Source organism: Burkholderia arboris (assembly GCF_038723655.1).
Taxonomy (GTDB): Bacteria; Pseudomonadota; Gammaproteobacteria; order Burkholderiales; family Burkholderiaceae; genus Burkholderia; species Burkholderia arboris.
Genome location: NZ_CP109821.1, coordinates 993,557 through 1,007,283 on the forward strand (window position 1 = coordinate 993,557; position 13,727 = coordinate 1,007,283).

Genomic DNA, 13,727 nt, shown 5'->3' on the forward strand with positions numbered 1-13,727 from the left:
CGGCGCCTGGGCGGAACGATCGTCTGATTGTACCGGAGACGCGCGCGGCGGGCCCGTCAGCGCTTGTGCGGCCTTTCGGCGCGTGGAGAGCGGCATCGACCGGAAACGAGGGCCGGATTCGGTCCGGCACCCGGCCCGGCTAGCGCGGCGGCTTGCGCTTGCCGGTCAGCTCGGCCCAGCGTTTCTCGAGCGGACCTTCGACCATCGGCTTGATCGACGTGCCGGACGTCTGCGCATCCCAGGTCTGTACCGAATACGGGTGGACGCGCAGCGCGTTGCGCGCGATCACGACCTCCTGGTGCGCGTCGACCAGCCAGTCGTAGACGAAGTCGATGCACAGCCGGTAGCCGCGCTTCGTCGACGGATCGGGCACCTCGTACGGCGCGCGCGTCACGTAGCCGGAGCCGAACACGCCCTTGGGCTCCTTCGCGACGCGGTGCAGGAACACGCGGTCGCCCGGCAGGATGCTGCGCGCGAAGCCGCAGCCCCACACGTCATGCACGGCCTCGCCCGCCTTCACGCGCGCGGCGACGTCGGGCAGCTCGGGCCACGGCCATTTCTTGGGGCTCCAGATCAGCAGGAAGGCGGTCATCGGTTCGGTCGTACGTCGAATTGATCAGACGAGAAGGGCGGGAAGCCGCAAGCTTAATCGAATCCGCCCGCAATCCCGCGCGGCACATGCGTTGCGCCGGAGTTTCGCGGCGTGCCGCCGCACGCGGCCCAAGGCGCGCAAACAAGTTGCGCGTACAATCATGGGCCTGAACGCACCGCTTGCGGCGCGGCCTCCCGTCTTCACCGCCACGCGCGCCCCGATGCGCGCGGGCTCCATTCCGGATACCCATGTCTCACGTCGTCCGGCGCCGGCCCGATGCCCGGCTGATCCTGTTGCTCGGCGCGCTCGCGGCCTGCGGGCCGATCGCCACCGACATGTACCTGCCGAGCCTGCCGTCGATCGCCGACGGCTTTTCCGTCAGCCCCGGCGCCGCGCAGCGCACGCTGACGAGCTTCATGGCCGGCTTCTCGGTCGGCATGCTGCTGTACGGCCCGCTGTCCGATACGTGGGGCCGCCGCCCCGTGCTGCTCGGCGGCATCGCGCTGTTCACGCTCGCGAGCATCGGCTGCTTCGTGTCGGGCTCGATCGACATGCTGATCGTCGTGCGTTTCCTGCAGGCGCTCGGCGCCGGCGCCGCGTCGGTGCTCGCGCGCGCGATCGCACGCGACGCGCATGAGCCGAGCGACGCGGCGAAGGTGCTGTCGATGGTCGCGATCGTCACCGCGGTCGGGCCGCTGCTCGCGCCGCTGATCGGCGGCCAGATCCTGCGCTTTTCGGGCTGGCGCGGCGTGTTCGTCGTGCTGGCCGTGTTCGGTGCGATCTGCGCGGCGACTGCCTACCTGCGCGTGCCCGAAACCTGGCCGAAGGAGCGGCGCAAGAGCACGGCCGTGCTCGCGTCGTTCGCGTCGTACGGGCGCATCCTGTCGGACCCCGTCGCGTGGGGGCACATGCTGTGCGGCGGGATGGCGTTCGCGGCCATGTTCTCGTACATCACGGCGACGCCGTTCGTGTACATCGAGTATTTCCACGTATCGCCGCAGCACTACGGGCTGCTGTTCGGCCTGAACGTCGTCGGGATCATGATCGGCAACTTCGCGAACACGCGCCTCGTCGGCCGCATCGGCTCGCTGCGCATCATCGCTGCCGCATCGCTCGTGAGCGCCATCGCGTCGCTCGCGGTGGCGTTCGTCGCGCTGACCGGGTGGGGCGGGCTGTGGTCGATCGTCGTGTGCCTGTTCTTCGTCGTCGGCGTGGTCGGGATCCTGTCCGCGAACTGCACGACCGACCTCATGCACCGCTATCCGCACAACGCGGGCGCGTCGGCCGCCGTGTTCGGCGCGATGCAGCTCGCGCTCGGCGCGCTCGCGAGCGTCGCGATCGGCGCACTCGCGGACGGCACGCCGTTCGCGATGGGCGTGACGATCGGCGTGTCGGGCGTGCTGTGTTTCGGTGGCCGCTACCTCGTGCTGCGCTGGCACGGCCGGCCGGTGAAAGCGGGGGCTTGAAACGCCAGCCTCGCCACTCAAAGAAAAACGCCACCGGCGCATCGCGCGCGGTGGCGTTTTTCTTTGAGGCGCAGGAAGCGGCTGACGCCGCACCGCGCCTCAGTCCCGCGCGACGTCCTTCGCCGCCGGCGAGGCGCCGTGGCTCAGCCAGTCGAGCACGTCGGCCGTTTCGTCGTCGCTTGCGCGCGCCTTCGCTTGCGCAACCGCCTCGGGCACCTCGCCGTTCGTCGATGCGCGGCGGATCGCGACGCCAACCGCGAGGATGTCGATCATCAGCAGATGCAGGATCCGCGAGATCATCGACAGTTGCGACTCGCGCATCTCGATGTGGTCGGTTTCGAGCGCGACGGTTGCGCGCTTCGCGAGCGGCGTGTTGCTCGACGTGATCGCGATCACCTTCGCGCCGGCCTGCATCGCGACGTCGAGCACGCGCAGCAGCTCGGGCGCGCGCCCCGACTTCGACACCGCGACGATCACGTCACCCTTGCCGAGCAGCGCGGCCGATGCGGCCTGCATGTACAGGTCGCCGTACGCGATCGTCGGGATGCCGAAGCGGAAGAACTTGTAGTGCGCGTCCTGCGCGACGATGTTCGAGTTGCCGAGACCGTAAAACTCGATGCGCCGCGCGCCGTTCAGGATCTCGATCGCGTTCTCGACGTGCTCGAAATTCAGGTGCTCGCGCAACTGCAGGATCGCGGACACCGTGTTGTCGAGCACCTTCGCGCCGAAGTCGGTGGCCGTGTCGCCGAGATGCACCTGGCTGTGGCTCATCGGGATCGTGCCGGTCAGGCCGGTGGCGAGCTTCAGCTTGAAGTCCGACAGCCCCTGGCAGCCGAGCGAACGGCAGAAGCGGATCACGGTCGGCTGGCTCACGTCGGCCTTGCGCGCGATATCGACGATCGGGTCGTTGATGATCGAGCGCGGATGGTTCAGCGCGAGATCGGCCACGCGGCGCTCGGCCGGCGTCAGCGCGTCGCGCATCTGGCGGATCCGTTCGAACACGGCCGACGATGCCCCGCCCGAGCGGTTCGACAACTGCTCGGCGAGAATCGCCGACACGCCGAGGAACGCCGGGTATTCGGCGGTGATCAGGTAGGTCGGGATGTTCTCGAGGTAGTGCGTGAAGCGGCCCTTCGCCTCGAAGCGCGCGCGGAACGACGAGCGCGTGAACAGTTCGCCGAGCTTCAGCGCGACGCCGCCGCCGATGTACACGCCGCCGAGCGAGCCGAGCGTCAGCGCGACGCTGCCCGCGAACGCGCCGAGAATCCCGCAGAAGCATTCGACCGTCTCGAGCGCGAGGGCGTCGCCCGCATGCGCGCGCTCGACGATCTCGACCGTGTCGACGGTCGCGGCGACACGCTTCTTGTCGCGCGCGGCGAGCGCACGATAGATGATCTCCATGCCGGGGCCCGCGCACACGCGTTCGAACGACACGTGCGGAAACTTCTTGCGCGCGTACTGCAGCACCAGGTCCTCGCGCTCGTCCTGCGGCGCGAACGACGCGTGGCCGCCTTCGCTGCCGAGCGCGATCCAGCGGTCGTCGGCCGGAATCAGCCCCGATACACCGAGGCCGGTGCCGGGCCCGAGCAGCCCGATCACGCTGTTCTGGCGGCGCGTGCCGCCGCCGACCTGCACGCGCTGTGCGTCGGTCAGGCCCGGCAGCGCCATCGCGAGCGCGGTGAAATCGTTGACGACGAGCAGCGTGTCGAAGCCGAGCGCACGGCGCGTCGCCTCGATCGAAAAGCTCCAGTCGTGGTTGGTCATCGTGACCTGGTCGCCGTCGACCGGATTGGCGATTGCGATCGCCGCGTGGTTCACGCGGCTGATCTTCACGTCCTTCAGGTACTTGCGGATCGCGTCGGTGAGCGTCGGATAGTCGGCGCCGGGATACACGCGAATCTGCGTGATTTCGCCCGGGCCGGTTTCCAGCGCGAAGCGCGCGTTGGTGCCGCCGACGTCCGCGAGCAGGCGCGGACCGTCGGCATGCTGACCCGCGACGACCGCCTTACTTTGCGCACCAGTAGACATCGAGCTGGGTCCCCTTGTCGTTGGCCAGTTGGGAAATCGCGTTCTTCTGCAGCGACGCGGCCGCGGCGTCGAGCACCTCGCGCTTGCGAGCGCCCGCGATCAGCAGGAACAACCGGTCGACGCGCTTCAGCGCATCGAGCGAATAGCTCACGCGCGCATGCGGCGCGGCGCCCGGATGGACGGCGACGAAACGTGCTTGTGTCGCGATCGCGTGGTCCCATTCGGGCGCGTCGGCGAAGATCGACGCGGTGTGGCCGTCTTCGCCCATGCCGAGCACGGCGATGGTCGGCACGCGGTAGTCGGCGTTCGCGTTCAGCGCGGCGACATGCGCGTCGAGCGTGCTGCGCGTGTCGACGAGCGGCAGGAAGCGGGCAGGGGCCGCCGCGTGTTGCAGCAGCGTGTCGCGCACGAGCTGCGCGTTGCTGGCCGCGTCGTCCTCCGGCACCCAGCGGTCGTCGACCAGCGTGACGTCGACGCCGGCCCAGTCGAGCGCCGCGTGCGACAGCGTGTGCAGGAACGGGCGCGGGCTCGTGCCGCCGGACACCGCGAGCGTCGGGCGCGCGGGGCCGGCGAGCGCGGCGCGCAGCGCCTCGCCGACGGCGCGCGCGAGCGCTTCGCTTTGCGCTTCCTGGGTGTCGAAAGCGTGAATCTCGATCACATCTCCTCCGGACTGCTTTGTCTGTTCAAATCGTACGAATCGTGGGGCACGTTGCCGCGGACGGTGGCGCGCGCGGCAACGGTTTGCATCAGTTTTCTTCTTCGAGCCAGCAGGTGTCGTGCTGCGCGAGCATCGCGCTCGCCGCGGCCGGCCCCCAGGTGCCCGCCGCGTACGGCTTCGGCGGCTTCAGCGTGCGCGCCCATTCGTTCAGGATAGGCTCGACCCAGCGCCATGCGGCTTCCTGTTCGTCGCGTCGCACGAAGAGGGCGAGCCGGCCGTTGATCACGTCGAGCAGCAGGCGCTGGTACGCCTCCATCTGCCCTTCCTTGAAGAACTGGTCGAACGCGAGGTCGAGGTGCACGCTCGCGAGGTTCATCCCTTCGCCGGGCTGCTTCGCGAGGCAGTACAGGCGGATCGTCTCGTTCGGCTGCAGCCGGATCACGAGGCGGTTCGAGCCGGGGCGCAGCGCAGTGGGGCCCAGCGCCGAGTGCGGCACCGGGCGGAAATTGACGACGATCTCCGCGACGCGGTCGGCGAGACGCTTGCCGGTGCGCAGGAAGAACGGCACGCCGGCCCAGCGCCAGTTCTCGATCTCGACCTTCAGTGCGACGAAGGTTTCGGTCTGGCTGTCGGGCTTCACGCCCGGCTCGGTCGCGTAGGCCGGCACCTGCGCGCCCTTGATCACGCCCGCATGATACTGGCCGCGCACGGCCACCTTGCCGATATCGCGCGGATCGACGGGTTTCAGCGCGCGCAGCACGCGCAGCTTCTCGTCGCGCACCGAGTCGGAATCCATCGAATGCGGCGGCTCCATCGCGACGATCGACAGCAGTTGCAACAGGTGGTTCTGCACCATGTCGCGCAGCGCGCCGGTATTGTCGTAGAAATCGCCGCGCGCCTCGACGCCGAGCTCCTCGGCAATCGTGATCTGGATGCTCTCGACCCATTCGCGGCGCCACAGCGGCTCGAACAGCGCGTTGCCGAAGCGCAGCGCGAGCAGGTTCTGCACCGGCTCCTTGCCGAGGTAGTGGTCGATCCGGTAGATCTGGCCTTCCGCGAAGATCTCGCCCACCGCATCGTTGATCGCGTTCGACGATTTCAGGTCATAGCCGAGCGGCTTCTCGAGCACGATGCGCGCGCCTTCGTTCAGGCCGACCGACGCGAGTGCCTTGCAGATCGGCACGAACAGCGACGGACCCGTCGCCAGATAGAACACGCGGATGCCGGGCAGCGCCGCGATCGCGTCGCGCAGCACGACGTAGTCTTCCGCGCGGCCGAGGTCGAGCTTCACGTACTCGATGCGATCGAGGAAGGACTTCCACGCGGCGTCGTCGAACGCCTTACCGGAGGCCTTCGCCGCATGCGGCTTCACGTGCGTATCGACCCATTCGAGATAGGCCGCCCGATCCGATTCGTGCCGCGCCACGGCCACGATCCGGCCGCTCGCCGCGAGCATGTTCGCGCGGTGCGCTTCGAATAGCGCGGGCAGGATCTTGCGCATCGACAGATCGCCGGTGCCGCCGAAAAGTACGAAGGTAAAGCTGGAATCGGTATGCATGTGTCTCCGCCGTGTTGGGGGTGCTGGGAAGCGATCCGTAGTGCGATAAAAATATTTTTGACACTGAATTGTAGTTTAACTACAATCCGCCGCAAGGGGTAGCACCTGGGCGAAGAAAAAAAGATGTGCGGCCGATGAGCTGCGCGAGCTTCGCCTTCGGGAGCGCCTTGTGCCGAATGTTATCGGACATTGGCGGCGCGCATCGTCAGCGCGCCGTCGGCCCCGGGCTCGCGTCGCAGCATCGCGGCGGGCCAGAAACACAAAGAGGAGACACGCCGTTGAATCTCGATTCACGCTTTCTGTAAGAGCCCGGCCGGTCATCGGCCCGTACGCTGCATGCGTCCCGCGGCTCGATTTCCCCGTCGTTATCAAGAAGCCGGTTCCCGGTCAGGGAACCTCACGAGTTGATTCAGTCTGGAGGAGATAAGTAATGAAAGTTCGCTCGATCATGGGTGCGCTCTGCGCCGCGGGTCTGATGGCTGGCGCCGTGGCGGCGCAGGCAGCCGAGAATGTAACCGTGCTGCACTGGTGGACCTCGGGTGGCGAGTCGAAGGCCGTCGGCGTGCTGAAGGACGACGTGCAGAAGCAGGGCTACGTGTGGAAGGATTTCGCGGTCGCAGGCGGCGCCGGCGCCGCGGCGATGACGGCACTGAAGACCAAGGTGATCAGCGGCGACGCACCGTCGGCCGCGCAGATCAAGGGCCCGCTGATCCAGGACTGGGCCGACCAGGGCGTGCTCGTCAACATCGATTCCGCCGCCGGCGACTGGAAGCAGAACCTGCCGCCGGAAATCGACAAGATCATCAAGTACAAGGGCCATACCGTCGCCGCACCGTTCTCGGTGCACCGCGTGAACTGGCTGTACATCAACAAGGCCGCGCTCGACAAGGTCGGCGCGAAGGTGCCGACCACCTGGCCCGAATTCTTCGCGGTGGCCGACAAGCTGAAGGCCGCGGGCATCCAGCCGGTCGCGATGGGCGGCCAGCCGTGGCAGGACCTGACGCTGTGGGAAGACGTCGTGCTGTCGCAGGGCCCGGCGTTCTACAAGAAGGCGCTGGTCGACCTCGACCAGGCGACGCTGACGTCGCCGCAGATGCTGTCGGTGTTCGACACGGTGCGCAAGATCCAGGGCTACTTCGACACGGGCCGTAACGGCCGCGACTGGAACCTCGCGACCGCGATGGTCATCAACGGCAAGGCCGGCATGCAGTTCATGGGCGACTGGGCGAAGGGCGAGTTCGAGAACGCCGGCAAGAAGTCGGGCAAGGACTACATCTGCGCACCGGTGCCGGGCACGGCGAATGCGTACACGTTCAACGTCGATTCGTTCGTGTTCTTCCAGCAGAAGGGCGAGAAGGCGGCGACGCCGGGCCAGCTCGCGCTCGCGAAGACGATCATGACGCCGGACTTCCAGGAGCAGTTCAGCCTGCTGAAGGGTTCGGTGCCGGTGCGTCTCGGCGTGAAGATGGACAAGTTCGACGACTGCGCGAAGAAGTCGTATGCCGACGAGCAGACCGCGATCAAGTCGGGCGGCTTCGTCCCGTCGCTCGCGCACGGGATGGCGCAAAGCGACGCGACCGCCGGCGCGATCACGGACGTCGTGACGAAGTTCATGAACTCGCAGCAGGATTCGAAGAGCGCGGTCGCCGCGCTCGCGAAGGCCGCGAAGGTCAAGTAACGCGCGACAGGCGCCCGGCCGGAAGCGCTTCATCGGCCGGGCGTTTTTGCATGTGCAGCAAACGGGCTCGCCCGCGGGCCCGTGCCGTACCTGGCGCCGGCCCGGCCTGCGTCGCCCTCGTTCCAGGAGTCGAATCAAGTGGCTGCCCCTCTTAGCGGAAACGGATCCGGCGCTGCCGCCGCACGGCGTACGTCGCCGATGTCGGCCTTCGCCGATCGCTGGATCCCGAAGCTCGTGCTTGCGCCGAGCGTCGCGATCGCCGTGGTGTTCATCTACGGCTTCATTCTGATTACCGGCTATCTGTCGCTGACCAACTCGCGACTGTTGCCGAACTACGAATTCGACGGCTTCGGCCGTTACTCGGACCTGTTCCAGAACGACGTGTGGTGGACCTCCGCCGCGAACCTCGGCTGGTTCGGGATCCCGTTCATCGTGGTCTGCGTCTCGCTTGGGCTGTTCCTCGCGATCCTGCTCGACCAGCGAATCCGCAACGAAGGCGCGCTGCGCGCGATCTTCCTGTACCCGATGGCGCTGTCGTTCATCGTGACCGGCACCGCGTGGCAGTGGATCCTGAACCCGGGCCTCGGCCTCGAGAAGGTGATGCACGACTGGGGCTGGACGAGCTTCTCGTTCGGCTGGCTCGACGATCCGGACAAGGCGATCTTCTGCGTGGTGATCGCGGCCGTGTGGCAGTCGACCGGCTTCGTGATGGCGCTGTTCCTCGCGGGGTTGCGCGGTGTCGATGCGGAAATCTTCAAGGCCGCGCAGGTGGACGGCGCGACGCTGCCGACCATCTACCGCAAGATCGTGATCCCGAGCATGCGCCCGGTGTTCTTCTCGGTGCTGCTGATCCTCTGCCACATCACGATCAAGACCTTCGACCTCGTCGTTGCACTGACGGCAGGCGGCCCCGGCACGTCGTCGTCGCTGCCGGCCATGTTCATGTACACGTTTTCGTTCAACCGCGGCCAGCTCGGGCTCGGCGCGGCGTCCTCGGTGATGATGCTCGCGACCGTGGTCGCGGTGCTGGTGCCGCTGATGTATATGGAATCGAGGAGCACCCGCAATGCAGCCTAAGATGACGATCAGCCGGGCAGTGATCTATGCGGCACTGATCCTGTTCGCGCTGTATTTCCTGTTCCCGATCTACGTGATGCTGTCGACGTCGTTCAAGGATCTCGACCAGCTGCGCACCGGCAACCTGCTGACGCCGCCCACCACGTGGACCATCGACCCGTGGGTGAAGGCGTGGAGCGGCGCCTGTACCGGCGTGCGCTGCGACGGGATGAAGCCGTTCTTCCTGAACTCGCTGCAGATGGTGATCCCGGCCGTGCTGATCTCGTCGCTGATCGGCGCGTTCAACGGCTACGTGCTCACGCACTGGCGCTTTCGCGGCGCGGACGCGCTGTTCACGATGATGCTGGTCGGCTGCTTCATCCCGTTCCAGGTGATCCTGCTGCCGATGGCGCGCCTGCAGGGGATGCTGGGCCTCGCCAACACGATTCCGGGCCTCGTGTTCGTGCACGTCGTGTACGGGATCGCGTTCACGACGATGTTCTTCCGCAACTTCTACGTGAGCGTGCCGGCCGAACTCGTGAAGGCCGCGCGCATCGACGGCGCGGGCTTCTTCACGATCTTCACGAAGATCCTGCTGCCGGTGTCGCTGCCGATCTTCATGGTGTGCCTGATCTGGCAATTCACGCAGATCTGGAACGACTTCCTGTTCGGGATCGTGTTCTCCGGCGTCGATTCGATGCCGATCACGGTGGCGCTGAACAACCTCGTCAACACGTCGACGGGCGTGAAGGAGTACAACGTCGACATGGCCGGCGCGATCATCGCCGCACTGCCGACGCTGCTCGTCTACATCGTCGCCGGCCGCTACTTCGTGCGCGGGCTGACGGCGGGCGCGGTGAAGGGGTAAGCGCGGCTTTATCCGATACGACGAACCGGCCGCGCACGACGCGCGGCGCATCGAAACGAACCCGACGCGGCGCCCGAGTGCGCCGCGCGAGACGAGACAGAGGATTCACAGCATGGCAAGCCTTTCCATCCGTGACGTGTACAAGACCTACCCGAACGGGGTGCCGGTCCTGAAGGGTGTCGACATCGAGATCGAGGACGGACAGTTCCTGATCCTGGTCGGCGGGTCGGGCTGCGGGAAATCGACGCTGCTCAACATGATCGCCGGGCTCGAGACGGTCACGAGCGGCGAGATCTGCATCGACGGCAAGGTCGTCAACGACCTGTCGCCGAAGGATCGCGACATCGCGATGGTGTTCCAGTCGTACGCGCTGTATCCGTCGATGACGGTGCGCGAGAACATCTCGTTCGGCCTGAACATCCGCAAGGTGCCGAAGAACGAGCAGCAGCAGATCGTCGACCGCGTGTCGCAGATGCTGCAGATCCAGCACCTGCTCGACCGCAAGCCGGGCCAGCTGTCCGGCGGCCAGCGCCAGCGCGTCGCGATGGGCCGTGCGCTCGCGCGCGATCCGTCGCTGTTCCTGTTCGACGAGCCGCTGTCGAACCTCGACGCGAAGCTGCGCATCGAGATGCGCGCGGAAATCAAGCTGCTGCACCAGCGCCTCGGCACGACGATCGTCTACGTGACGCACGACCAGATCGAGGCGATGACGCTCGGCGACCGGATCGCGGTGATGAAGGACGGCGTAGTCCAGCAGTTCGGCGCGCCGCAGGAGATCTACGATTCGCCGTCGAACCTGTTCGTCGCGGGCTTCATCGGCGCGCCGCCGATGAACTTCATCAACGGCAAGCTGGTCGAGCAGGGCAGCGGGATCGCGCTCGAGATCGACACGGGCCTCGCGCGCAGCGCGCTGAACCTGCCGTTCGACGCGAAACGGATGAACGGCCACGTCGGCCGCGAGGTGATCCTCGGGCTGCGCCCGGAGCGCATCACCGACGCGCGCAACGCGCACCACGGCGAGGCGTCGAAGCTGCAGCCGATCGACGTGCGCGTCGACGTGACCGAGCCGACCGGGCCGGACACGCACGTGTTCGCACAGGTGAACGGCAAGCGGATCGTGAGCCGCGTGCATCCGGCCGCGAACCCGCAGCCGGGGCAGACGCAGTCGCTGCTGTTCGACGTGTCGAAGGCCGTGCTGTTCGATCCGGCGTCGGAAGAGCGGATCGCGTAAAGCGGCGGTTACGCCGAGCGTTGGAGAAAGGGGCCGTGTCGAACGGCCCCTTTTTTGTTTCGGCGATGCGGCTGACGTGGCCGCGGTCGTGGCGATCAGTGCGGCAACCGCACGTCGAACTTGAACGTCGCGAGCCGCGCGACGAGGATGAAGCCGGTCGCGAGCAGCACGCTGTATACCGAGTCGAACTGCAGCCACACGAGCAGCAGGTAGAACCAGCAGCCGACGAATGCGCAGGTCGCGTACGGCCGCGAATCGCGCAGGATCAGCGGGATGTCGTTGCACAGCACGTCGCGGACGATTCCGCCGACCACACCGGTGATCACGCCCATCATCACCGCGATGAAGCGCGGCATCTCGGCGTCGAGCGCGATCGCCGTGCCGGAGATGCTGAAGATGCCGAGCCCGATCGCATCGGCGATCAGCAGCAGCCGTTCGGCCGACAGCCGCGACAGCATTCGCAGCACGAACGGCGCGAACAGCGCGAGCACGAAGATCGCGATCACGTAGTCGTCGTGCACGACCCAGTAGAACGGCCGGCGCTCGAGCAGGATGTCGCGCAGCGTGCCGCCGCCGAACGCGGTCGCGAGCGCGACGACGAACGTGCCGACCGAATCGAGGCGGTTCTTGCGCGCCTCGATGAAACCCGAAATCGCGAAGGCCAGCGTGGCGATCGCCTCCAATACCGCGATCGCGAGCGTCAGCCTAGGATGCGGCACGCGGCCCCCGCTCGGCCGGCGCCGCATGCGGCTGCAGCAGCACGAGCACCGCGCCGGCACCGCCGTCGTTGCCGCGCGCTTCGCAGAACGCGATCACTTCTTCCTTCTGCACGAGCCACGCGCGCACCTTGCCTTTCAGCACGGGCTCCTTGCCGATCGAGCCGAGCCCCTTGCCGTGGATCACGCGCAGGCAGCGCAGCCCCTTCTTGCCGGCTTCGCGGATGAATTCGGCGAGCGCATCGCGTGCCTCGTCGCGCCGCATTCCGTGCAGGTCGATCTGCGCCTGCACGATCCACGCGCCGCTGCGCAGCTTGCGCACGACGTCGCGGCTGATGCCGGGGCGGTGGTAGTACAGCGAGTCGTCGCTGTCGAGCAGCGTCTCGGGATCGAATTCGTCGGACAGCGTCGCGTTCAGCACGGCTTCCTCGTCGCGCTGCGTCTGCTTCGGCACCGGGTCCGGCGGCGTGCGGCCCGCCGACGCGCGCGGCGGGGCGTTCAGCGGCCGGATCGAGCCGATTTCGTTGCGGAACAGGTTCGCGTCGGCTTCCGCCTTGCGCTCGGCTTTCGCGGTTTCGACGCGCACGCGTTCGCGGCGGTCGGCTTCGCCTTGCAGCGACTTGCGCAACGCGCCGAGGCCCGCGAGGCCCTGGCCGCGCAACGCGGCCGGATCGGGCGCGGGCGGCGGGGCGGCCGGCGCGGGGTTCGCGGGACGGGCAGCGATCTTCCGCTTCGCGGGATCGCTCGGATGGGGCTGGTTCTTCGCCATGATTCGGTAGCAGGGCAGGCGCGTTCGGGCGCGCGGGCAAAAAAAAGCCGCTGCACGGCGGCAGCGGCTTTCCGGTCGAGCCCGCTTCGCGGCAGCGGACGCCATTGTAGCGCCCGGCGCGGCAAGGCTCGCGGCTTACTTCTTGTCGTGCAGGCTTTCGAGGTAGCGTTGCGCGTCGAGTGCGGCCATGCAGCCCGTGCCTGCGCTCGTGATCGCCTGGCGATACACGTTGTCCTGCACGTCGCCTGCAGCGAACACGCCGGCGACGCTCGTCGACGTCGCGTTGCCGTGCAGGCCGCTCTTCGTCAGGATGTAGCCGTCCTTCATCTCGAGCTGGCCCTGGAACAGGTCGGTGTTCGGCTTGTGGCCGATCGCGACGAACACGCCCTGCACCGCGAGGTCTTCCGTCGTGCCGGTCTTCACGTTCTTGATGCGCAGGCCCGTGACGCCCGAATCCTCGCCCGTCACTTCGTCGAGCACGTGATCCCACTTGATGTCGACGACGCCTTCCTTTTCCTTCTCCAGCAGGCGGTCGATCAGGATCGGTTCCGCGCGGAACTTGTCGCGGCGATGGATCACCGTGACCTTCTTCGCGATGCCCGTCAGGTAGAGCGCTTCCTCGACGGCCGTGTTGCCGCCGCCGATCACCGCGACTTCCTGGCCGCGATAGAAGAAGCCGTCGCAGGTCGCGCAGGCCGACACGCCCTTGCCCATGAACAGTTCTTCGGACGGCAGGCCGAGATACTGGGCCGACGCGCCGGTCGCAATGATCAGCGAGTCGCACGTGTATTCGCCCGAGTCGCCGATCAGGCGGATCGGCTGCTCGTGCAGCTTCGCCGTGTGGATATGGTCGAAGACGATTTCGGTGTTGAAGCGCTCGGCGTGCTCGAGGAAGCGTGCCATCAGCTCCGGACCCTGCACGCCTTTTGCGTCAGCCGGCCAGTTTTCGACATCGGTCGTGGTCATCAGCTGGCCGCCCTGTGCGATGCCGGTGATCAGCACCGGGGACAGGTTGGCGCGTGCTGCATAGACGGCAGCCGTGTAGCCGGCGGGGCCGGAACCGAGAATCAGGACTTTGGCGTGTTTGGGCGTGGACATGTGCGAATC

At 67.1% G+C, this 13,727-nt stretch carries 12 protein-coding genes; 5 read left to right on the forward strand and 7 right to left on the reverse strand.

The genetic code is table 11. The features are described from left to right. Window positions 1-139 precede the first annotated feature (139 nt). Entirely contained in the window at window positions 140-592 is a 453-nt protein-coding gene (locus OHZ10_RS04705) for a hypothetical protein (protein WP_342703793.1), read from the reverse strand. 248 nt (window positions 593-840) lie between these two features. On the opposite strand from OHZ10_RS04705, the gene OHZ10_RS04710 reads away from it, so the two are divergent. Then, a complete protein-coding gene (locus OHZ10_RS04710; protein ID WP_059235637.1) occupies window positions 841-2,058 on the forward strand; it encodes a Bcr/CflA family multidrug efflux MFS transporter in 1,218 nt (405 codons plus the stop codon). 99 nt (window positions 2,059-2,157) lie between these two features. Here OHZ10_RS04710 and OHZ10_RS04715 read toward each other — a convergent pair whose 3' ends face one another. From OHZ10_RS04715 to zwf, 3 genes are all read right to left on the reverse strand, one after another. Beyond that, window positions 2,158-4,086 (reverse strand): bifunctional transcriptional regulator/glucokinase, encoded by a 1,929-nt coding sequence (locus OHZ10_RS04715; protein ID WP_059235635.1) that lies wholly within the window; start codon window positions 4,084-4,086, stop codon window positions 2,158-2,160. Beyond that, window positions 4,064-4,744, reverse strand: a complete 681-nt coding sequence (gene pgl, locus OHZ10_RS04720; RefSeq protein ID WP_059235633.1) for a 6-phosphogluconolactonase — start codon at window positions 4,742-4,744, stop codon at window positions 4,064-4,066. Before pgl ends, OHZ10_RS04715 begins: the two co-directional genes overlap by 23 nt. An 88-nt stretch (window positions 4,745-4,832) precedes the next feature. Further along, on the reverse strand, window positions 4,833-6,302 hold the full coding sequence (gene zwf, locus OHZ10_RS04725) for a glucose-6-phosphate dehydrogenase (RefSeq protein ID WP_256085667.1): 1,470 nt from the start codon (window positions 6,300-6,302) through the stop codon (window positions 4,833-4,835). A 430-nt stretch (window positions 6,303-6,732) separates the two neighbouring features. Between zwf and OHZ10_RS04730 the strand changes: the two genes are divergently transcribed. The 4 genes from OHZ10_RS04730 (at window position 6,733) to OHZ10_RS04745 (ending at window position 11,135) form a co-directional block, all read left to right on the forward strand. After that, window positions 6,733-7,980 (forward strand): ABC transporter substrate-binding protein, encoded by a 1,248-nt coding sequence (locus OHZ10_RS04730; RefSeq protein WP_059235629.1) that lies wholly within the window; start codon window positions 6,733-6,735, stop codon window positions 7,978-7,980. A gap of 138 nt (window positions 7,981-8,118) precedes the next feature. After that, a complete protein-coding gene (locus tag OHZ10_RS04735) occupies window positions 8,119-9,057 on the forward strand; it encodes a carbohydrate ABC transporter permease (RefSeq protein WP_174994316.1) in 939 nt (312 codons plus the stop codon). Next, entirely contained in the window at window positions 9,047-9,904 is an 858-nt protein-coding gene (locus OHZ10_RS04740; protein WP_043181722.1) for a carbohydrate ABC transporter permease, read from the forward strand. Before OHZ10_RS04735 ends, OHZ10_RS04740 begins: the two co-directional genes overlap by 11 nt. A 112-nt stretch (window positions 9,905-10,016) precedes the next feature. Next, the gene (locus OHZ10_RS04745; RefSeq protein ID WP_059235625.1) at window positions 10,017-11,135 is read left to right on the forward strand and encodes an ABC transporter ATP-binding protein; all 1,119 of its coding nucleotides are present in this window, start codon (window positions 10,017-10,019) and stop codon (window positions 11,133-11,135) included. Between the two features lie 95 nt (window positions 11,136-11,230). Here the strand turns inward: OHZ10_RS04745 and OHZ10_RS04750 are convergent, their stop codons facing one another. The 3 genes from OHZ10_RS04750 to trxB form a co-directional block, all read right to left on the reverse strand. Continuing rightward, window positions 11,231-11,881 carry a trimeric intracellular cation channel family protein gene (locus tag OHZ10_RS04750; RefSeq protein WP_049030589.1) on the reverse strand — a complete coding sequence of 217 codons (651 nt, stop codon included), beginning with the start codon at window positions 11,879-11,881 and terminating at the stop codon, window positions 11,231-11,233. Next, window positions 11,841-12,620 carry a Smr/MutS family protein gene (locus OHZ10_RS04755; RefSeq protein WP_340623889.1) on the reverse strand — a complete coding sequence of 260 codons (780 nt, stop codon included), beginning with the start codon at window positions 12,618-12,620 and terminating at the stop codon, window positions 11,841-11,843. The genes OHZ10_RS04750 and OHZ10_RS04755 overlap by 41 nt, the downstream gene beginning before the upstream one ends. A gap of 135 nt (window positions 12,621-12,755) precedes the next feature. Continuing rightward, complete coding sequence (gene trxB / locus OHZ10_RS04760) at window positions 12,756-13,718, reverse strand: thioredoxin-disulfide reductase (protein ID WP_340623890.1); 963 nt, start codon at window positions 13,716-13,718, stop codon at window positions 12,756-12,758. Between the last annotated feature and the right edge of the window lie 9 nt (window positions 13,719-13,727).